At 67.7% G+C, this 18,428-nt stretch carries 20 protein-coding genes; 15 read left to right on the top strand and 5 right to left on the bottom strand.

The window, feature by feature from the left end; all coding sequences use genetic code 11:
* Positions 1–46 precede the first annotated feature (46 nt).
* From kynA to AC5RWD_RS07495, 6 genes are all read left to right on the top strand, one after another.
* Entirely contained in the window at positions 47–901 is an 855-nt protein-coding gene (gene kynA, locus AC5RWD_RS07520) for a tryptophan 2,3-dioxygenase (protein WP_494019418.1), read from the top strand.
* The gene (gene kynU / locus AC5RWD_RS07515; protein ID WP_494019417.1) at positions 898–2,136 is read left to right on the top strand and encodes a kynureninase; all 1,239 of its coding nucleotides are present in this window, start codon (positions 898–900) and stop codon (positions 2,134–2,136) included. Before kynA ends, kynU begins: the two co-directional genes overlap by 4 nt.
* A gap of 180 nt (positions 2,137–2,316) precedes the next feature.
* Complete coding sequence (rpsO, locus tag AC5RWD_RS07510) at positions 2,317–2,586, top strand: 30S ribosomal protein S15 (protein WP_003798808.1); 270 nt, start codon at positions 2,317–2,319, stop codon at positions 2,584–2,586.
* A 241-nt stretch (positions 2,587–2,827) separates the two neighbouring features.
* Positions 2,828–5,092 carry a polyribonucleotide nucleotidyltransferase gene (locus AC5RWD_RS07505; protein WP_494019493.1) on the top strand — a complete coding sequence of 755 codons (2,265 nt, stop codon included), beginning with the start codon at positions 2,828–2,830 and terminating at the stop codon, positions 5,090–5,092.
* 195 nt (positions 5,093–5,287) lie between these two features.
* Positions 5,288–6,631: a M16 family metallopeptidase gene (locus AC5RWD_RS07500; RefSeq protein WP_494019416.1), complete on the top strand. Its 1,344-nt coding sequence runs from the start codon at positions 5,288–5,290 to the stop codon at positions 6,629–6,631.
* Positions 6,632–6,646: 15 nt separating this feature from the next.
* Positions 6,647–7,108 (top strand): DUF1579 family protein, encoded by a 462-nt coding sequence (locus AC5RWD_RS07495; protein ID WP_494019415.1) that lies wholly within the window; start codon positions 6,647–6,649, stop codon positions 7,106–7,108.
* 9 nt (positions 7,109–7,117) lie between these two features.
* Here AC5RWD_RS07495 and AC5RWD_RS07490 read toward each other — a convergent pair whose 3' ends face one another.
* The 3 genes from AC5RWD_RS07490 to moaA all read right to left on the bottom strand — a co-directional run bounded on the left by AC5RWD_RS07490 (position 7,118) and on the right by moaA (position 9,040).
* The gene (locus AC5RWD_RS07490) at positions 7,118–7,399 is read right to left on the bottom strand and encodes a hypothetical protein (RefSeq protein ID WP_494019414.1); all 282 of its coding nucleotides are present in this window, start codon (positions 7,397–7,399) and stop codon (positions 7,118–7,120) included.
* Between the two features lie 177 nt (positions 7,400–7,576).
* Positions 7,577–7,843, bottom strand: coding sequence for a MoaD/ThiS family protein (locus tag AC5RWD_RS07485; RefSeq protein ID WP_494019413.1), 267 nt, complete (start codon positions 7,841–7,843; stop codon positions 7,577–7,579).
* A 3-nt stretch (positions 7,844–7,846) separates the two neighbouring features.
* Positions 7,847–9,040, bottom strand: coding sequence for a GTP 3',8-cyclase MoaA (moaA, locus tag AC5RWD_RS07480; RefSeq protein ID WP_494019412.1), 1,194 nt, complete (start codon positions 9,038–9,040; stop codon positions 7,847–7,849).
* A 269-nt stretch (positions 9,041–9,309) separates the two neighbouring features.
* On the opposite strand from moaA, the gene AC5RWD_RS07475 reads away from it, so the two are divergent.
* The 7 genes from AC5RWD_RS07475 to AC5RWD_RS07445 all read left to right on the top strand — a co-directional run bounded on the left by AC5RWD_RS07475 (position 9,310) and on the right by AC5RWD_RS07445 (position 14,963).
* The gene (locus AC5RWD_RS07475) at positions 9,310–10,731 is read left to right on the top strand and encodes a molybdopterin-dependent oxidoreductase (RefSeq protein ID WP_494019492.1); all 1,422 of its coding nucleotides are present in this window, start codon (positions 9,310–9,312) and stop codon (positions 10,729–10,731) included.
* 18 nt (positions 10,732–10,749) lie between these two features.
* Positions 10,750–12,090 (top strand): molybdopterin molybdotransferase MoeA, encoded by a 1,341-nt coding sequence (locus tag AC5RWD_RS07470; protein ID WP_494019411.1) that lies wholly within the window; start codon positions 10,750–10,752, stop codon positions 12,088–12,090.
* A complete protein-coding gene (moaC, locus tag AC5RWD_RS07465; RefSeq protein ID WP_494019410.1) occupies positions 12,078–12,572 on the top strand; it encodes a cyclic pyranopterin monophosphate synthase MoaC in 495 nt (164 codons plus the stop codon). Before AC5RWD_RS07470 ends, moaC begins: the two co-directional genes overlap by 13 nt.
* Positions 12,569–13,096 (top strand): MogA/MoaB family molybdenum cofactor biosynthesis protein, encoded by a 528-nt coding sequence (locus AC5RWD_RS07460; RefSeq protein WP_494019409.1) that lies wholly within the window; start codon positions 12,569–12,571, stop codon positions 13,094–13,096. Before moaC ends, AC5RWD_RS07460 begins: the two co-directional genes overlap by 4 nt.
* Positions 13,086–13,580 carry a molybdenum cofactor biosynthesis protein MoaE gene (locus AC5RWD_RS07455; RefSeq protein WP_494019408.1) on the top strand — a complete coding sequence of 165 codons (495 nt, stop codon included), beginning with the start codon at positions 13,086–13,088 and terminating at the stop codon, positions 13,578–13,580. The genes AC5RWD_RS07460 and AC5RWD_RS07455 overlap by 11 nt, the downstream gene beginning before the upstream one ends.
* A gap of 131 nt (positions 13,581–13,711) precedes the next feature.
* Positions 13,712–14,470 (top strand): 4-hydroxy-tetrahydrodipicolinate reductase, encoded by a 759-nt coding sequence (dapB, locus tag AC5RWD_RS07450; RefSeq protein ID WP_494019407.1) that lies wholly within the window; start codon positions 13,712–13,714, stop codon positions 14,468–14,470.
* Positions 14,471–14,474: 4 nt separating this feature from the next.
* The gene (locus tag AC5RWD_RS07445; RefSeq protein WP_494019406.1) at positions 14,475–14,963 is read left to right on the top strand and encodes a hypothetical protein; all 489 of its coding nucleotides are present in this window, start codon (positions 14,475–14,477) and stop codon (positions 14,961–14,963) included.
* Here AC5RWD_RS07445 and AC5RWD_RS07440 read toward each other — a convergent pair.
* Positions 14,960–16,192, bottom strand: a complete 1,233-nt coding sequence (locus AC5RWD_RS07440) for a heparan-alpha-glucosaminide N-acetyltransferase domain-containing protein (protein WP_494019405.1) — start codon at positions 16,190–16,192, stop codon at positions 14,960–14,962. The two genes, AC5RWD_RS07445 and AC5RWD_RS07440, sit on opposite strands and share 4 nt — an antisense overlap.
* Positions 16,193–16,253: 61 nt before the next feature.
* Entirely contained in the window at positions 16,254–16,820 is a 567-nt protein-coding gene (locus tag AC5RWD_RS07435; protein WP_494019404.1) for a dihydrofolate reductase family protein, read from the bottom strand.
* A 184-nt stretch (positions 16,821–17,004) separates the two neighbouring features.
* On the opposite strand from AC5RWD_RS07435, the gene AC5RWD_RS07430 reads away from it, so the two are divergent.
* Positions 17,005–17,454 (top strand): hypothetical protein, encoded by a 450-nt coding sequence (locus tag AC5RWD_RS07430; RefSeq protein ID WP_494019403.1) that lies wholly within the window; start codon positions 17,005–17,007, stop codon positions 17,452–17,454.
* A 9-nt stretch (positions 17,455–17,463) separates the two neighbouring features.
* Positions 17,464–18,360, top strand: coding sequence for a carbon-nitrogen hydrolase family protein (locus AC5RWD_RS07425; protein ID WP_494019402.1), 897 nt, complete (start codon positions 17,464–17,466; stop codon positions 18,358–18,360).
* Positions 18,361–18,428 lie beyond the last annotated feature (68 nt).

Raw genomic sequence — 18,428 nt, 5'->3', positions numbered from 1 at the left:
ACCGGGCGGTTCCGCACCACACAGTATTGGCAAGGAAGGCGACGCTGTGACCGTAGAGAAGAACACCAGGAAACTGGACAAGGGGATTGTGCGCGATTTCAGTTCCCGCATGAGTTACGCGTCCTACCTTCAACTGCCCACGCTGCTCAGCGCCCAGCAGCCCGTCAGCGTCCCGGAACACCATGACGAACTGCTGTTCATCATCCAGCACCAAACCACGGAGCTGTGGCTGAAGCTGGTGCTCCACGAGCTCCGCAGCGCCGCCAAGTGGCTGCGGTCCGATGACCTCGGCTCGGCACTGAAGGGCATCGCGCGGGTCAAGCACATCCAGAAGACCCTCACCGAGCAGTGGTCAGTCCTGGCCACGCTGACACCCACCGAGTACGCGGAATTCCGCGGGTTCCTGGGCAATTCCTCCGGATTTCAGTCCAGCCAGTACCGTGCCGTGGAATTCGTGCTGGGCAACAAGAACAGGAAAATGCTTCCCGTCTTCGAGTCCGATCCCGAAGCGCACGCCCTGCTGACCGAAGTCCTGCACGCGCCGAGCATCTACGACGAATTCCTCGCCTACCTGCACCGCCAGGGCTTCGAGGTTCCTCAGGAGGTCCTGAACAGGGATGTGACCCGGGCGCATGAGTTCGAGCCCGGTCTGGTGCCTCTGTTCAAGCACATCTACGAGAATGCCGCGCAGAACTGGGGCGCATATGAGGCATGCGAGGAGCTGGTTGACCTGGAGGACAACTTCCAGCTGTGGCGGTTCCGGCACCTGCGCACCGTGCAGCGCACCATCGGCATGAAAACAGGCACCGGCGGCTCCACCGGGGCAGCGTTCCTGCAGAAGGCCCTTGAGCTGACGTTCTTTCCGGAGCTGTTCGCCGTCCGTACGGAGATCGGACAGTGACCACGCAGGCAGCCGACGCGCTGCTTCAAAAGGCCACCCGCCTCGACGCCGAAGATCCCCTCGCCCGGTACCGGGACCTGTTCGTCGGCGCGGACACAGAACTGTCCTACCTCGACGGCAACTCCCTGGGACGCCCGCTCAAGCGGACCGCCGGAGACATCACCGCCTTTATCCAGGAGGGATGGGGCGGGCGCCTGATCAGGGGCTGGGACGAGGAATGGCTGGACATGCCCCAGGCCATCGGCGACCAGCTGGGGCGTGCCGTGCTGGGCGCCGCCGCGGGCCAGACCATCATCGCCGACTCCACCACCGTGGTGCTGTACAAGCTGATCCGTGCCGCCGTGGCAGCCGTCGGGGATCCCGCGCGGACTGAGATCGTGGTGGACACGGACAACTTTCCCACTGACCGCTACCTCGTCGAGGGCATCGCCAAGGAGGAGGGCCTGACCCTGCGCTGGATCGAGGCGGATCCCGCCTCGGGTGTCCACCTCGAACAGGTGAGGGAGGCACTGGGGCCGGCCACCGCCGTCGTCCTCCTCAGCCACGTGGCCTACCGCTCGGGGTATCTCGCAGACCTGCCGGCCATCACGGCGGCAGTGCACGACGCAGGCGGCCTGGTGGTCTGGGACCTGTGCCATTCCGCCGGGTCAGTAGAGCTGCAGCTGGACGCCTGGAATGTGGACTTTGCCGCGGGCTGCACCTACAAGTACCTGAACGGCGGACCGGGTTCGCCCGCCTTCGCCTACGTCAATGACCGGCACCTGCCCGGACTCGCGCAGCCCATCTGGGGATGGATGGGCAGGAAGGATGCGTTCGAGATGGGACCGGGCTACGAGCCGGCCGCCGGCATCCGCGGTTTCCTGAGCGGCACGCCGGCCATCTTCGGAATGATCGCCATGCGCGGCACGCTGGACCTGATTGAAGAGGCCGGCATGGCTGCCGTCCGGGAAAAGTCGCGGGAACTGACGTCCTACGCGGTGGAACTGTACGATGCCTGGCTCGCGCCGGCCGGGGTGAGGATTGCCACGCCGCGGGATCCGGACCGCCGCGGAGGCCACATCACCGTTGACCATCCCGCCTTCCGCGAGGTGACGGCGGCGCTGTGGGAGCGGGATGTCATCCCGGACTTCCGCGCGCCGCAGGGCATCAGGATCGGTCTTTCGCCGCTGAGCACCGGCTTTGCCGAACTCCACCGTGGGATGGCGGCCATCCGGGACCTGCTTCCGGAAGCCTGACCGGCCCTGTTGCCGTTTCGACAGAATTGCAACCCGGCCGGTAAACTAAGCGGTGGATCCGGCTGCAGTCCGTGGTTGCTGGATCCTGTCATGTGCGGAATGTTCTTCGGAACTTCCGCGCCGGCACCCCCGGCAGTGAAGTACTGACTCGGGCCTCACGGCACATCTCTAGGAGTTATTGTGGCACTTGACGCCGCCGTAAAGCAGTCCATCATCAAGGAATACGCAACGTCCGAGGGCGACACCGGTTCGCCGGAGGTCCAGATTGCGGTCCTGACTCAGCGGATCAAGGATCTGACTGAGCACATGAAGGAGCACAAGCACGACTTCCACACCCAGCGCGGTCTGCTGGCCATGGTTGGTCGCCGCAAGCGCATGCTGACCTACCTGAAGAACACTGACATCGCCCGCTACCGTTCGCTCATCGAGCGTCTCGGCCTGCGCCGCTAGTCTGGTTTGGGGGCGGCCCTTTCCTGCGGGAACGGGCCGCCCCATCAGTACATAAAAACTAAACAGGAGGATCAACCGCATCACGCATTCGCGGTCCTCGGTAGTGATCCCCGGGAAGCTTCGCTGACTGAAGCCGGCCCGTGGGTCTCGATCGATGACCGGGTGCAAGGGCCAGTAGACAGATGCTGGGCTGGGTTGATGCGGCTGGACTTCCGTTACATAGGAAACGGAGGTGACTCTCTTGGAGGGTCCCGAAATCCAGTTCTCAGAAGCAGTCATTGACAATGGCCGCTTCGGCAAGCGTGTAATCCGCTTCGAAACCGGCCGTCTTGCCAAGCAGGCAGCCGGCGCAGCCATGGTGTACATCGACGAAGACACCGCGCTGCTCTCCGCCACCACCGCAGGCAAGCACCCGCGTGAAGGCTTCGACTTCTTCCCCCTGACGGTGGACGTCGAAGAGCGCATGTACGCCGCCGGCCGCATCCCGGGCTCGTTCTTCCGCCGTGAAGGACGCCCGTCCACGGAAGCCATCCTGGCCTGCCGCCTGATGGACCGCCCGCTGCGCCCCGCGTTCGTCAAGGGCCTGCGCAACGAGGTCCAGATCGTCGTCACCGTTCTGGCGATCAACCCGGACGAGCTTTACGACGTCGTGGCCATCAACGCCTCCTCGATGTCCACCCAGCTGTCCGGCCTGCCGTTCTCCGGCCCGATCGGCGGCGTCCGCGTTGCCCTCGTCGCCGACGAGCAGGGTTCGCAGTGGGTTGCCTTCCCGAAGCACTCCCAGCTTGAGAACTCCGTGTTCAACATGGTCGTTGCCGGCCGCGTTGCCGGTGACGACGTCGCCATCATGATGGTCGAGGCCGAAGCCACGGACAACTCCTGGAACCTCATCAAGGAACAGGGCGCCACCGCCCCCACCGAAGAGGTTGTTTCCGAGGGCCTGGAGGCTGCAAAGCCGTTCATCAAGGCACTCTGCGAAGCCCAGCAGGACCTGGCAGCCCGCGCCGCCAAGCCCACCGTCGAGTTCCCCGTATTCCTGGACTACCAGGACGACGTGTACGCCGCCGTCGAGGCCGCTGCAACGGAGAAGCTCACCGCTGTCTTCCAGATCGCCGACAAGCAGGACCGCGACAACGCAGCCGACGAGCTGAAGGACGAGGTTGTTGGCTCCCTCGCCGAGCAGTTCGAAGGACGCGAGAAGGAGCTGTCCGCAGCCTTCCGCTCGGTGACCAAGCACGTGGTCCGCCAGCGCATCCTCAAGGACCAGATCCGCATCGACGGCCGAGGCCTGACGGACATCCGCCAGCTCACCGCCGAGGTCGAGGTCCTGCCGCGCGTTCACGGCTCCGCCATCTTCGAACGCGGCGAGACCCAGATCATGGGTGTCACCACGCTGAACATGCTCAAGATGGAACAGCAGATCGACTCGCTGTCGCCGGTAACGCGCAAGCGCTACATGCACAACTACAACTTCCCGCCGTACTCCACCGGTGAAACCGGCCGCGTCGGTTCCCCGAAGCGCCGCGAAATCGGTCACGGTGCCCTGGCCGAGCGCGCACTCGTCCCGGTGCTGCCGTCCCGCGAGGAGTTCCCGTACGCCATCCGCCAGGTGTCCGAAGCCCTCGGCTCCAACGGCTCCACCTCCATGGGCTCGGTGTGCGCCTCGACGCTGTCCATGCTCAACGCCGGTGTGCCGCTGAAGGCTGCCGTTGCCGGCATCGCCATGGGCCTGGTCTCCGACGAGGTGGACGGCCAGACCCGCTACGCCGCGCTGACTGACATCCTCGGCGCCGAAGATGCCTTCGGCGACATGGACTTCAAGGTTGCCGGCACCGCCGAGTTCGTGACCGCCATCCAGCTGGACACCAAGCTCGACGGCATCCCCGCGTCGGTGCTGGCAGCAGCGCTGAAGCAGGCACGCGAAGCCCGCCTCCACATCCTCGAGGTCATCAACGCCGCGATCGACACCCCGGACGAGCTCTCCGAGTTCGCGCCGCGCGTCATCGCCGTCAAGATCCCCGTGGACAAGATCGGCGAGGTCATCGGCCCCAAGGGCAAGATGATCAACCAGATCCAGGAGGACACCGGCGCGGACATCTCCATCGAGGACGACGGCACCGTGTACATCGGCGCCACCGACGGCCCGTCGGCAGATGCCGCCCGCTCGGCAATCAACGCCATCGCCAACCCGCAGGTTCCCGAGATCGGCGAACGCTACCTGGGCACCGTGGTCAAGACCACCACGTTCGGTGCGTTCATTTCCCTGACCCCGGGCAAGGACGGCCTGCTGCACATCTCCGAGCTGCGCAAGCTCGCCAGCGGCAAGCGCGTGGACAACGTTGAGGATGTCGTCTCCGTGGGCCAGAAGATCCAGGTCGAGATCACCAAGATCGACGACCGCGGAAAGCTGTCCCTGTCGCCGGTTGTGGCTGAAGAAGAAGGCGCCGGCGAAGCCGAGCGCGTTTCCGCTTCCGCTTCGGCAGAAGGCTCGGACGCCTCCGAGTAGTTCCGGGCTCCGGCAGCTGCGTGCTGCCGGATCCCATCAGGGCGGGGCCGTTGGTTGTACCACCGGCCCCGCCCCGTTTAACCCGCACCCACCCCCCGCTTGCGGCGGCAAAACAGCCCACCTCACAGCCTCGCCGACGGCGGGCCCGCTGGTACGATTGCAGGCAGATTTGGCTCCGCTTCCCGAAAGGCCTTGATGACTGTCGTACCCCTGCCGCTGGAGCAGAACCACCCCGGCGACACCCTGATCCACGGAGCCGACGGCGGTTCGGAAGTCCGCCGCTCGGTCCTCCCCGGCGGGGTGCGCGTCCTGACAGAGGCCATGCCGGGGCAGCGTTCAGCCACCATCGGATTCTGGGTGGGCGTGGGGTCCCGCGATGAGGCTCCCGGACAGCACGGCTCGACGCATTTCCTTGAGCATCTGCTGTTCAAGGGCACCAAGCGGCGCACCGCCCTGGAAATCGCTTCCGCTTTTGACGAGGTGGGTGGCGAATCCAATGCCGCCACCGCGAAGGAGAGCACCTGCTACTTCGCCCGCGTGCTGGATACGGACCTGCCGATGGCCATCGACGTCATCGCCGACATGATCACCGGCGCCGTGCTGGACCCCGCCGAGATGGAGCAGGAGCGGGACGTCATCCTCGAGGAAATCGCCATGGACAGCGATGACCCCACGGACGTCGCGCATGAGCACTTCGTGGCCGCCGTGCTCGGCACCCATCCACTGGGGCGCCCCATCGGCGGCACTCCGGACGCCATCCGCGCCGTGGCGCGTGATTCCGTCTGGGACCATTACCGCCGCTACTACCGCCCGGACGAGCTCGTGATCACCGCCGCCGGCGGGTTGGAGCACGACGTCGTCTGCCGGCTTGTGGTGGATGCGCTCCACTCAGCCGGGTGGTCGCTTGAGCCCGGGGCGGCTCCCGTGGAGCGGCGCTCCACCGAACGCGCAGAGATCACCGGAACCGCGGGGCTGCACGTGGTAACCCGTCCGGTGGAACAGGCCAACATCATCATGGGCTGCCCCACCATTGTGGCCACCGATGAACGCCGCTATGTCATGAGCGTGCTGAACGCGGTGCTTGGCGGCGGGATGTCGTCCCGGCTGTTCCAGGAGATCCGCGAGAAGCGCGGTCTCGTGTACTCCACCTATTCCTTCGCCTCGTCCTACGCCGACGCCGGCTACTTCGGCATGTATGCGGGCTGCACGCCCACCAAGGTCCGCCAGGTCCTGGAACTCCTCGGCGCCGAACTCGACAGTCTCTCGGCCGGCGGCATTTCCGAGGACGAGCTCCGCAAGGCGGTGGGGCAGCTCTGCGGCGGGATCGTCCTGGCCCTCGAGGACACCGGCTCCCGGATGTCCCGGCTAGGCCGCGCCGAGCTAGTCTCCGGTGAATACCAGGACATCGACGAGACCCTGCGCCTCATCAAGGCCGTGACCGCGGAACAGGTCCAGGAACTGGCCAGCGAGCTGGCCGCGGCGCCCCGGACCGTGACGGTGGTCGGCCCCTTCGACGAATCGGAAACCTTCGGGCTCTGAGCCCTCGGAGATACGATGGATCAGCCGCAGCCGGGAACAGCGCACGAGGCGCTTGAGATCTTCGTCGGCCGCTGGCTGGGAACCACCGAACTGGCTGCCTCGCCGTGGGGTCCGGCCCGCACGGCCACCGCGGAGGTGACCTTCACGCGCGCGGCGGGAGGGTTCGCCGTCGTGCAGTCCTACCGCCACACCGAAGCCGACGGCACACACTTCGAGGGGCACGGGGTCTTCACAGTGGACCCGGACCACGACGAGACGCTGTGGTACTACGTTGACAGCATGGGCAGGCCCCCGGCGGCCCCTGCCCGTGGTGTCTGGCACGACTCGACCCTCACGGTGGAGCGGCACAGCGACCGCGGCACGGCCCGGCACACGTTCAGGGTGGACGAAGGGGTGCTGACCCACACGGCCGAACTGCGGCTGGGGGAGGCCCAGGACTTCCAGCCGTTCATGACCTCGATCTGCCACCGCGCTTAGAGGGGCGCCTCAGCCCACCCGTTCGATGACCCGTGTCTGCGGGGAGCCAGCCAGGGCCGGGGCAACGTCGGGGGAGTTCCATACATTTTCGCTTAGCTTGGCCAGGAACGCCTCGGCCTGGTCGCGCCGCTCGAAGTCCAGTTCCACCACGATGTACCGGTCGTCCTCCACCGGGCGGCCGATCCGGTGGGCTACGACGCCGGAGCCCGCCCGGTCCGCGGGGTCGCGGTCAAAGGCCGCCTTCCACATGTCGAAATCCTTGACGGCGTGCTCAATTTGCAGGGTGAACATTTCCGGTCTCCTTTGGCCAGCCTCTGCCCCCATTCCCGGTGCGTTCCAGTCCGGGTGCGTTCCATCCCCGCGCGGTCTCTTCCGGCGCGGTGGAATGGCGAGGTAGTGCCATGGTAGGTCCCGGCACCCGGCCGTGCCACCCGGCGCCGTACCGTTTAGGCAGTGCCGCTTAGCTGGTTATCCGCCGGCGAAGGGCGGCAGAACGTCCACCACGTCGCCGGCTGCCAGGACGGTGGTCCGGTCCCGGACGGCGACCTCGTTCAGCAGGAAGCTACTGCGGGCCAGGATCCTGTCCAGCGGCGGCGTCCCGGCCGGAGGCTCGGGGCGTTCGACGTTGAGCACGGCAGCGAGGAGCGACTCCACCGTGGAACCGGCGGGAAGCTCGAAGCGCTCTTCATCGACGCCTGCCGCGGCGCGCGCGGCAGCGAAGTATCGTACGTTCAAGGATTAGCCTCCGATGGCGCTCATGCTGCGGTCCGGCTGGACGAAGTCCGGAGCGTCGAGTCCCACGTGGTCCATACCGTGGGCTTTGGGCTTCAGCCACATGGCATCCTGCCAGCGTTCGGCGACCTGCTCGTCGCTGGCCCCTTGCCTCAGCAGGCCGAGCAGGTCGAATTCCTCGCGGGAGAAGAGGCAGCTCATGATCTTGCCCTCGGCGGTGATCCGCGTCCGCCGGCAGTCGGAGCAGAACGGCTCGGTGACCGAGGCAATGATCCCCACGGTTCCCAGCACCGGGCCGTGTGAGTCTGCGGCGCCGGTTGCATCAGCGGAACCTGCTGAAACTCCGGAACCGGCAGCCCGGCGTCGTACTTCAAAGCGCTCCGCCGGCGCGCCGTCGCGGGCGCGCGGATCAGGGCTCAGCACGAACTCCCGGGAGAGGAGTTCCCGGATCTCGGCCGCGGTGATCATGTTCCGGCGGGTCCAGCCGTGGTCGGCGTCCAGGGGCATCTGCTCGATGAACCGCAGTTCGTAGCCGCGCTCCAGCGCCCAGGCGAGGAGGGACGGCGATTCGGTGTCGTTGATGCCCCGCATCAGCACGGCGTTGAGCTTCACGGGTCCCAGCCCGGCAGCCCAGGCGGCATCCACCCCGGCGAGCACCCGGTCCAGGAACGGGCGCCGGGTCAGCTTGGTGAAGGTTTCCTCGTGCAGCGAGTCCAGGGAGACGTTGATGCGGGTCAGGCCGGCGGCCTTGAGGGCTGCAGCTTTCCGGTCCAGGCCCACGCCGTTCGTCGTCATGGAAATCGGAAGCTCGGGGTGGGCCTGGCGCAGCGCACTGATGACGTCGACGAGGTCGGCCCGGACCAGCGGCTCGCCGCCGGTCAGGCGCAGCTCTCGCACGCCCAGCAGGTTCACGCCGATGCCCACGATCCGCACGATTTCCTCGCCGGTCATGACTGCCTGCTTGGCGAGCCACTCCAGCCCCTCGGCCGGCATGCAGTAGGTACAACGGAGGTTGCATTTGTCCGTGAGCGAAAGCCGCATGTCTGTGGCCCGGCGGCCGTAGCGGTCCGCGAGGCCGGCAGGAGCGTCAGCCGGGCGGCGGGCCGGGACCCCGGCCGCGGGCGCAGCCGGAAGGGGCTGCGAACCGGAACCGGGTGCGCCTCCTTCACGGAGCTGAGGTATGCCAAGCTGAACACTCATGACTTCAGGCTACGCCACCCCGGGCCGCCGATCACATCCGTCGCGTTTCGTGACCGGGCTGCGGCTGCAACCCCGCTGATGGCGATGCGGCGCGGCAGTGTGCCCGTGCCGGAAAACAATGCTGAACCTATGCTGGAAGGGTGAACGGGTCCCATGAGCCAAGCCTGCACCGGCGCCGGTGGGCGGCGGCCGCAGGTGTGGTTGCGGCAGGCACCGGACTCGTCGCCAGCGAACTCATCGCCGGCTTCGTCAGCCCTTCACTTTCAACGATGACAGCGCTGGGCGGCGCCATCATCGACTCAGTCCCGCCCGGCGTCAAGGACTGGGCGGTGGCCCTCTTCGGAACAGCGGACAAGCTGGCGCTGCTGGCCGGCATGGCACTGGGAATCGCCGCTTTCGCCGCCGCGGCAGGTGTCCTCGAGCTGCGCCGGCGCTTCGCGGGTGCCGCTGTCTTTGCCGTGTTCGGCGTCGTGGGCCTGGCCGCGGTCCTGACCCGCGCCCAGGTGACCGCCGCCGCCGTCGTTCTCCCGCTCATGGCGGCCGGGATCGGGATCGCGGTGCTGCTGAAGCTGGTCAGGCGCCTGGCTGGTGCACACGTGGGCGGAGATGCTGACCCGGGCGCTGCACGGCGGGGCTTCTTCCAGCTGCTGGGAGGCACCGCCGCCGGCGTGCTGGTGGGCGGCGCACTCGTCACCGTCTGGCGTGGCGGGGCCGCCGGCGTCAACGAGGTCCGCCGGACCCTGCGGCTGCCTGTACCGCGATCTCCGGCGCCGCCCATCCCGGCCGGTGCCGACCTCCGGCTGGCCGGGGTGGCCCCGCTGGTCACGCCCAACCCCGACTTCTACCGCATTGACACCGCACTGTCCGTCCCCGTCCTTGACTCCCGCGAGTGGAGGCTCAAGGTCACCGGACTGGTGGAACGGGACGTCGAGATCTCCTTCGCGGACCTGCTGGCGAAACCCCTGATCGAACGGCACGTGACCCTCGCCTGCGTATCCAACGAGGTGGGCGGCGACCTGATCGGCAACGCCCGCTGGCTGGGCTGGCCGGTGCGGGAGCTGTTGGCGATGGCCGGTCCGAGGCCGGACGCGGACATGGTCCTGTCCCGAAGCTCGGACGGCTTCACGGCCAGCACGCCGCTGGAGGTGCTCACCGACCGCCGTGATGCGCTGCTCGCTGTGGGCATGAACGGCGAGCCGCTGCCGCTCGAACACGGCTTCCCCGTGCGGATGGTCGTCCCTGGGCTGTACGGGTATGTTTCCGCCACCAAGTGGCTCACCGAACTCAAGGTCACCAGGTTCGCCGACGACGTTGCCTACTGGACGCCGCGCGGCTGGTCCGAGCGCGGCCCCATCAAGATCTCATCCCGGATCGACGTGCCCAGGAACGGTGCCTCGGTACCGGCCGGGACCGTGGTGTTCGGCGGTGTGGCCTGGGAGCAGCACACCGGAATCGGCAAGGTGGAGCTGCGTGTGGACCGTGGCAGCTGGCAGCCGGCCCGGCTTGCTCCGGGCATCTCGGTGGACACGTGGTATCAGTGGCAGCTCGGCGTTGACCTGCAGCCCGGGCAGCACGAGGTCCAGGTACGGGCCACGGACCTGAAAGGTACCGCGCAGACGGAGGAACAGCGGTCGGTGGCGCCGGACGGTGCCACCGGCTTTCACACCATTAGAGTGGACGTGAAGACGTAGCCCACCAAAGGCCCGACCATGCACACCCATTCGCAGCCGCACGGCAACGCCGCCGTACGATCCAGCGCTGACGCCGCACCCGACGCCGGCGCTGCCACACCCTCCGCCGACGCCGACGCCGGCACCCACGACCACGGCAAGCCAGACCACGGCGCCCACCGCAGCGTTGCAGACCACCGGCAGGCGGTCAGGGAGCTCCTCCAACCGCTGCTGTCCCCGGCGCGGACCGACAGGCTCCCGCTGGTCCAGGCCCTCGGCCGCGGACTCGCCGAGGACATCACCGCACCGCTGAGCCTGCCCCCGTTTCCGAACTCCCAGATGGATGGCTTTGCCATCCGCTCCGGGGACGTGCCCGACGGCGGGGCGGACCTGCGCGTGGCCGCTCCGGTTCCGGCCGGGGCGAAACCAGCACCCCTGCAGCCGGGCACCGCTGTCCCCATCATGACCGGTGCCATGGTGCCCGACGGGGCAGACGCCGTCGTACCCATTGAACGGGCCGTCCCTTCCATCTTTCCGGCCGCAGGGGCAGAGGCTGAGGTGAGGCTGCCGGCCACGGCAGCCGGAACATTCATCCGCATGGCCGGGAGCGACATAGAGGCGGGTCAACAGGCATTGGCCGCGGGCACCTGCCTGGGCCCGGCGCAGCTGGGCCTGCTCGCCGCGCTGGGGCTGCCCGAGGTACTGGTGCGCAAGCAGCTTTCGGTCCTGCTGGTCACCACCGGCGACGAAGTGGTGGAACCCGGGCAACCGCTGGGCGACGGCAAGATCTATGACGCCAACGGCACCCTCCTGGAGTCCGCGCTGCGGCAGGCGGGGCTTGACGTGACCAGGGCGGGCATATCCGCCGACAGCCCGGAGGCCCTGCGGACGCTGCTGCGCACCCACACGTCCGCCGTGGACCTGATTGTCACCACCGGGGGAGTGAGCAAGGGCGCGTATGAGGTGGTGCGCCAGGCCATGGATGGCCAGGACGTCGCGTTCCAGCACCTTGCGATGCAGCCCGGCGGCCCCCAGGGGCTGGGAACGTTCGACGGCGTCCCCCTCCTTGCGTTCCCGGGGAACCCGGTCAGCTGCCTTGTCTCCTTTGAGATGTTCCTCCGCCCGGTGTTGGGCGAACTGTTCGGAGCGCCCGCCCCCAGGCCCGCGCTCCGGGCGCGGCTGGCCCAGGCGCTGTCCTCCCCGGCCGGCAAGCACCAGGTCCGGCGGGGGTCCCTGCAGGGCGACGGCACCGTCCGGCTGCAGGGCGGCGAAAGCTCGCATCTGGTGCAGGCCCTGGCCCACTCAAATGCCCTGGTCCACGTGCCCGTGGGCACTGCCGCACTCGAGGAGGGCGCCGAGGTGGAAGTATGGATGTTGTGACTGCAGAAAATGACCACGGCGCCCTGACCCACCTGCGCCGTGACGGCACGGCCCAGATGGTGGACGTCTCAGGAAAACCGGAAACCACGCGCGAGGCCACGGCCACGGCGACGGTCCGCAGCACCGCCGAGGTCCTGGCGCTGCTGGGCACCGGCGGCCTGCCCAAGGGCGATGCCCTGGCAGTGGCCCGGGTCGCCGGCATCATGGCGGCCAAGAAAACCCCCGAGCTGATCCCGCTGTGCCACCCGCTCCCGATTTCGAAAGTCACTGTCGACTTCGAACTCGGTCCGGAGAGCGTGGATATCCTGGCCACGGTCAAGACCCGGGGCGTGACCGGCGTCGAAATGGAGGCCCTGACTGCCGCCTCCGTGGCGGCGCTGAGCGTCTACGACATGATCAAGGCCGTGGACAAGCACGCCGTCCTCACGGACATCAGGGTGCTGGCCAAGAGCGGCGGCAAGAGCGGGGACTGGGCCCTGTGAGCAACCACCCTTCGGCAACCGCGGCGCCGCACGTCCACGGCGAGGTGCAGGGCCGGAAGGCCGGCGTCGTCATTGCCTCAACACGTGCCGCCTCCGGCGTCTATCCGGACGAGACGGGGCCCGTCATCACCGACTGGCTCACCGAACACGGTTTCGTGCCGTATCCCGTTATGGTGGTGCCCGACGGCGAGCCGGTGGGCGCGGCGATCCGCGCGCTCCTGACCCAGGAACCCGCCGTCGTGATCACCAGCGGCGGGACCGGCCTGAGCCCGGACGACCGAACACCGGAAATGACGCTGCCGCTGCTCGACCGCGAAATCCCCGGCCTCATGGAGGGGATCCGACAGTTTGGAACGGCGAAGACGCCGCATGCCATGCTGAGCCGCGGATACGCCGGTTCTGCGGGCCGGACTTTCATCATTAACCTGCCCGGATCACCGAAGGGGGTCATGGACGGCCTCTCCGTCCTGGACCCGGTGATCGGGCACCTGTGCGACCAGTTGGAGGGCGGACATGGCCACTGAGGCTTCGTTCGAAGTAGTAACCGCGGTGCTCAGCACCGAACCGATCTCCGTGGACCAGGCCATCGCCGCCGTGGAGTCGGACACTGCCGGGGCGGTGGTCAGCTTCAGCGGCGTGGTCCGGAACCACGACGGCGGCAAGCCGGTGGACCGGCTCAGCTACAGCGCCCACCCCACGGCCCGGAAGGTGCTGGATGACGTCGTGGCGCAGCTGGTGGCAGAGCAGGCCGGGTCGGCCGGCAGCGCCGCGTCCGACGATGCTGATGGCGCCGGTACCGTTCCTCCGGTCCGGATCTGGGTCGCGCACCGGGTGGGGCCGCTGGAAATCGGCGACCCCGCGCTCGTCTGCGCGGTATCGGCTGCCCACCGCGGGCAGGCCTTCGCTGTGTGCTCCGAGCTGGTGGACCGGGTCAAGGCGCAGGTGCCGATCTGGAAGGAACAGTTCTTCAGCGACGGCACCGTTGAGTGGGTCGGGGCCGGGGAATAACGGACGGCAGCGCCGGGGGATAACCGACGTCCGCGCCGGTCATTCGGCCGGGCACGCAGGCGGCCCGCGCGTGAGGTAACGCATGCGCCCCGGTTCCGTCCGGCGGTCCCCCGAACGGTAGTGTTGAACCCATGACCCAACAACTTCCTGTCGCCGTTCTGGGCGCAAACGGGCGCATGGGCGCCGAGGCCGTCAAAGCTGTGGAGGCCGCTCCCGACATGAAGCTCGTCGCTGCGCTGGGACGCAGTGACTCCCTCGATTCCCTGCTCGACGCCGGCGCCAAATACGTCGTCGACCTCACGGTTCCGGAGAGCACCGAGGAGAACGTCCGTTTCGCCATCGAAAACGGCATGCATGCCGTGGTGGGCACCACGGGCTGGGACCTGGGCAGGCTGGAGTCGCTGGAGACCCTGCTGGCGGGCCACCCCGAGGTCGGTGTGCTGATTGCCCCGAACTTCGCCCTGGGCTCCGTGCTCACGTCGGCGTTCGCTGCCAAGGCGTCCAAGTACTTCGAATCAGTGGAGATCATCGAACTCCACCACCCGGACAAGGTGGACGCGCCGTCGGGTACCGCCGTGCGCACCGCGCAGTTGGTGGCAGCGGAACGCGAGGCGGCCGGCGTGGGCCCCAGCCCGGATGCCACTACCACTGAGCTGGCCGGCGCCCGCGGCTGCGAAGTGGACGGCGTGCGCGTGCACAGTGTCCGGCTCCGGGGGCTCGTGGCGCATCAGGAGGTCCTGCTGGGCGGCCCGGGGGAGCAGCTGACGCTCCGGCATGATTCGTTCGACCGGGCTTCGTTCATGCCCGGTGTCCTTCTGGGTGTGCGGAATGTCGCAGCCCATCCCGGGCTCACCGTTGGCCTGGACGGCTACCTGGACCTGGGGCTGTAACGCAGTGAAACCGTTTCTTGGCTGGCTGAAGACACACCGCACCAAGATCTGGGTGGGCGCGGTGACGCTCCTGCTGGTCTTCTATCTCGTGGTGTCCTTGCAGCGCTCCATCCTGCTGCTTACGGACGCCCAGCCGGTGGCCAAGGCCATCGGCGCCGCGTACCTCGTGCTGCCGGTGGTCGGCGCCTGGGCCCTGATCCGGGAACTTCTGTTCGGCGCCCGGACCGAACAGATGGCACGTGTGCTTGAAGCCGAAGGCGGCCTGCCGGAGGACAACCTGCCCCGCACCCCGGCAGGCCGGATCATCCGGGCCGCCGCGGACCAGGAGTTCGAGAAGTACCGGGCGGAAACAGAAGCCGCCCCGGACGACTGGCGGTCCTGGTTCCGGCTCAGCTGCGCCTATGACGCGTCGGGTGACCGGAAGCGGGCACGTTCCTCCATGCGCGATGCGGTGCGTCTGTTCCGGGCCTCCGGCGACGCTGTGGCGCGCTAGCGGATCCTTGCCGGCTGGTGCCGCCCCACTTGGTTGGCGGCGTGCCCGAGCCATTCCAGCGGACCGCGCCATTTGAGGATGACGAAGACCATTCCGATCACCACGGCCAGCGCTGCGTGCGCGAAGTACATCCCGTCCTCGGTCCATCCCACAGGCAATGGCTTGAGGTGGAACGACGCCACCACGCAAACGTGGGCGGTGTACAGCGTCAGCGTCATGGCGCCCGGTCCGCGCAGCGGAAGCAGCAGGTCCAGGGCCAGCCACTGTCCCAACCTGCCCACCAGAAGGCAAAGGCCCACGACGGCGGCCGCCACGCCGCTGGTGTGCAGCAGGTCCAGCGTGGTTCCGGAATGGGGTGCGCTGCTGGCCAGCCACCACCAGGACCCCTCCTGCCGGACACCGGCCAGATTGACCTGCAGAAGGCTGTCCAGCGGATAGTTGGGGTCCGTGAGGATGCCCTGCAGGGCGGCGCGGCCGCCCCACTGCTCCATCGCCGCGGTGCCCAGGACCTTGGAGAATGCCGCCACGGCAGTGCCGCCGAGCAGCAGCACCGGAACGATTGCCGTGGTCAGCGCGAGCCTGCCGATGAGGAGCCCCACCAACAGATACGAGATCCACTGGAATACCGGGTAGTACCCCGTCAGGAACAGGTCGCCCAGCAGCTGGCCCGGGGTGGTGAGGTCCTCCCACCCCGGATTGTGGTTGAGCTGAAGCGGCGGATCTGCGGCCATGAGCCAGGGCCGAAGCAGGAAGGCGATCAGCGGGGACAGCAGGAACCAGCCCGCTGCCCAGGCGCACAGCGCCTTCACCCGCAGCCCAACGAACGGCAGGATGCAGAGGAACAGTACGGCGTAATGCACCAGGATCACCGCGACGTTGACGTCAAGCCCGCCGAGCGCGAGCCCGACGACGGCAATCACCAGGGCGCGCATCGCAATGCCGCGCCGGGCCGCCGTCAGCGCGGGTCCGTCCACCGGCTGTTGCTTGCCGGTGGAGAGGGCGAGGCCGATTCCCGCGAGCACGGCAAACAGGGCGGCGGCGCGGCCGGAGAACGTCAGGCCCACCCAGGTCGGGGTCAGCGCGGCGTTGGGCTCGAAGGTCGGGAGCAGGTGGGTGGCCATCATGCCAAGGAGGGCCAGGCCGCGGGCAGCATCAATACCGGCCAGTCGGACGCCTGTAGCTGGCCCCTTCGCTGTCTTGGAAGATGCAGCTGTGCTCCGCGAGGTCATGGTGTGATCGTCTCATATCCGCCAGGCCCGCCGGCTTTTCGTGAACCCCTGTCTCCTGGCCTTAGCCACCGTCGCTCGCGTAATGGAGCAAAACAACGCCGTTGCCGAACGAGTGCGTCCCCTCGAGCCTGAGGATCATCCCGAGATCGGGGTCTTCGAACAGCGGCCGGCCGCGCCCCAGGACCACGGGATGGACGAGAATCCGGAACTCGTCGATCAGGCCCTGCCGCATGAAGGCGGAGGCCAAATTGGCGCCGCTCAGGGCGATGTCGCCGCCGGGCTGGGCTTTCAGTTCCGTGATTTGTTCAGGCACGACGTCGTGGATCACGGTCGTGTTCCATGCGGTCTGCGTGAGGGTCCGCGAAAACACGAACTTGGGCATCTCGCGCCAGATCCCGGCGAACTCGACCATGGGCGCCGAGAGGCCGGGATTCTGGTCGGCGGTGGGCCAGAAACCGGCCATCAGCTCGTGGGTGATACGCCCGGACATAAAGGCACTGATCGTCCGGAACCGTTCGTTGAGGTGGCTGAGGAGTTCATCGTTCACCAGATGCCAGCTGATGTCCCGGTCGAGCCCCTCGAAGAATCCATCCAAGGAGACTGACATCATCAGGACTATCTTGCGCATTCGGGCACCTCCGGCTGGTGACGGAAGGCGGCAGGTCGCCGTCGTTCCTTCCAGTGAAGCACTCGGGGATCCGGCGGGACAGGACAAGACGTGGTGCGGACTGCCTGTGCCGTACCGCCGCTCATTCAGGACCAGTCCCGGCAGGATCTTGTATTCGAATATATGTTCGAATAGTATTTCGGGCATGAAGAAGTCATCAGGGCGCCCGGCAGGCCACCAGCTCGAAGGGCGCGGGCTTGGTGGGAACCGGCTCAAAGGCCAAGCCCTCAAGGGCGCTGTAACCAGGATTGAACCGCCAAGGGCTGATCCGGCCAAGGGTGACCTGCCTAGGGCTGACCCGCCAAAAGGTGATCCGCTGAAGGCAATGAGCCCCGGCGTGGTGGACTTTCTTTTTCGGCAGCTCGTCGCGGGGGAGCCTGCCGAGGACATCCAATGGGGTCGTGAGGGTGTTGCGCTCTCCGACCAGGCGCCGGGGGCGGAGCTGGCCCGCCGGCTCTCCGAAGCGGACCTCGATGCGCTGACGCCCACGGAACTGTTCCATTACGTCCGCGCCGCGCAGCGCCTCACCCTGTGGGCCGAATCGTTGCGGGAGGCGGCCGTAGAGCGGTACTGCTCGGGGGCAGACCCCGCCTAGGATGGGCTCGTGACTGCACCCCTGACCGTATCCGTCATCCAGTACGCGGCCCTGGACGGCGGCATCGACGCCAATGTGCCGGAGCACGTGCGCCTTATCGAGGACGCCGACTCGCACGGTGCCAGGCTGGTGCTGTTTCCCGAGCTCTCCCTCACGGGGTACAACTTGCAGCTGCTTCGCGGCGGTGACCGGCGGGGTGATGGTGCGCTGGGCAGTGATGTGTCGGGAGGCCAGCCGCGGGGCAGTGACCGGCGGGGCGGTGACCAGTGGGTGGCGCCGGCGGACCGCCGCCTGGACCCGATCCGGGAGATCTGCCGCAGAACAGGAATCACCGCCGCCATCGGGGCGCCCTTCCGGGACCGCGACGGCACGCCGCGGCTCGCATCCCTGGCCATCCACCCGAACGGCGCGGAAGAGGCTGTCTTCAAGACGCACCTGCACGGCGAGGAGGAGTCCCTCTTTGAAGCGGGTCCCGGGTTCGAAACAGGTCCCGGGATGGAGCGGGGGCCTGGGTTCGAGCAGGAGCCGCGGTCTGAAGGAGGTCCAGAACCGCTGATGCTGGACGTGGACGGCTGGAAGGTCGCGCTGGCCATCTGCTTCGATGCCGCCCATCCGGCACACTCCGGCGCTGCTGCCGCTGCCGGAGCCGACGTATATGCCGTCTCGGCGCTCTACACACAGGAGGAAGGCCACCGGCTGGGGCTGCATCTTGGCGCCCGGGCCATGGACAACCGCATGTACGGCGTGCTTGCCAACCTGGGCGGCCGCACGCCGCTGGGGCCGTCCTGCGGCCTGAGCGGTTTCTGGGGGCCGGACGGGCTGCCGATGCAACAGGCGGGCGGCACAGGAACCGAAGTAGTCACCGCTGTCCTGCGGCGGGGATCCCTGAATCGGTACCGCGGCTAGCCTATGCGCCGGAATTTGACGATCATCACGCGGCGGCCATTGTCCTAACCTGCAGGTGACAGGGTAAC

Source organism: Arthrobacter sp. CMU6 (genome assembly GCF_059090205.1).
This window is presented reverse-complemented; position numbering and strand designations above follow the sequence as displayed.

What these genes read in the sequence shown, in the direction of transcription:
- AC5RWD_RS07455 (WP_494019408.1), top strand. Translation starts at nt 13,086, where the DNA reads ATGGCCACTGAGGCTTCGTTCGAAGTAGTAACCGCGGTGCTCAGCACC.
- AC5RWD_RS07430 (WP_494019403.1), top strand. Translation starts at nt 17,005, where the DNA reads ATGAAGAAGTCATCAGGGCGCCCGGCAGGCCACCAGCTCGAAGGGCGC.
- AC5RWD_RS07470 (WP_494019411.1), top strand. Translation starts at nt 10,750, where the DNA reads ATGCACACCCATTCGCAGCCGCACGGCAACGCCGCCGTACGATCCAGC.
- dapB (WP_494019407.1), top strand. Translation starts at nt 13,712, where the DNA reads ATGACCCAACAACTTCCTGTCGCCGTTCTGGGCGCAAACGGGCGCATG.
- AC5RWD_RS07475 (WP_494019492.1), top strand. Translation starts at nt 9,310, where the DNA reads ATGACAGCGCTGGGCGGCGCCATCATCGACTCAGTCCCGCCCGGCGTC.
- AC5RWD_RS07490 (WP_494019414.1), bottom strand. Translation starts at nt 7,399, where the DNA reads ATGTTCACCCTGCAAATTGAGCACGCCGTCAAGGATTTCGACATGTGG.
- AC5RWD_RS07435 (WP_494019404.1), bottom strand. Translation starts at nt 16,820, where the DNA reads ATGCGCAAGATAGTCCTGATGATGTCAGTCTCCTTGGATGGATTCTTC.
- AC5RWD_RS07440 (WP_494019405.1), bottom strand. Translation starts at nt 16,192, where the DNA reads ATGACCTCGCGGAGCACAGCTGCATCTTCCAAGACAGCGAAGGGGCCA.
- moaC (WP_494019410.1), top strand. Translation starts at nt 12,078, where the DNA reads ATGGATGTTGTGACTGCAGAAAATGACCACGGCGCCCTGACCCACCTG.
- moaA (WP_494019412.1), bottom strand. Translation starts at nt 9,040, where the DNA reads ATGAGTGTTCAGCTTGGCATACCTCAGCTCCGTGAAGGAGGCGCACCC.
- AC5RWD_RS07495 (WP_494019415.1), top strand. Translation starts at nt 6,647, where the DNA reads ATGGATCAGCCGCAGCCGGGAACAGCGCACGAGGCGCTTGAGATCTTC.
- AC5RWD_RS07500 (WP_494019416.1), top strand. Translation starts at nt 5,288, where the DNA reads ATGACTGTCGTACCCCTGCCGCTGGAGCAGAACCACCCCGGCGACACC.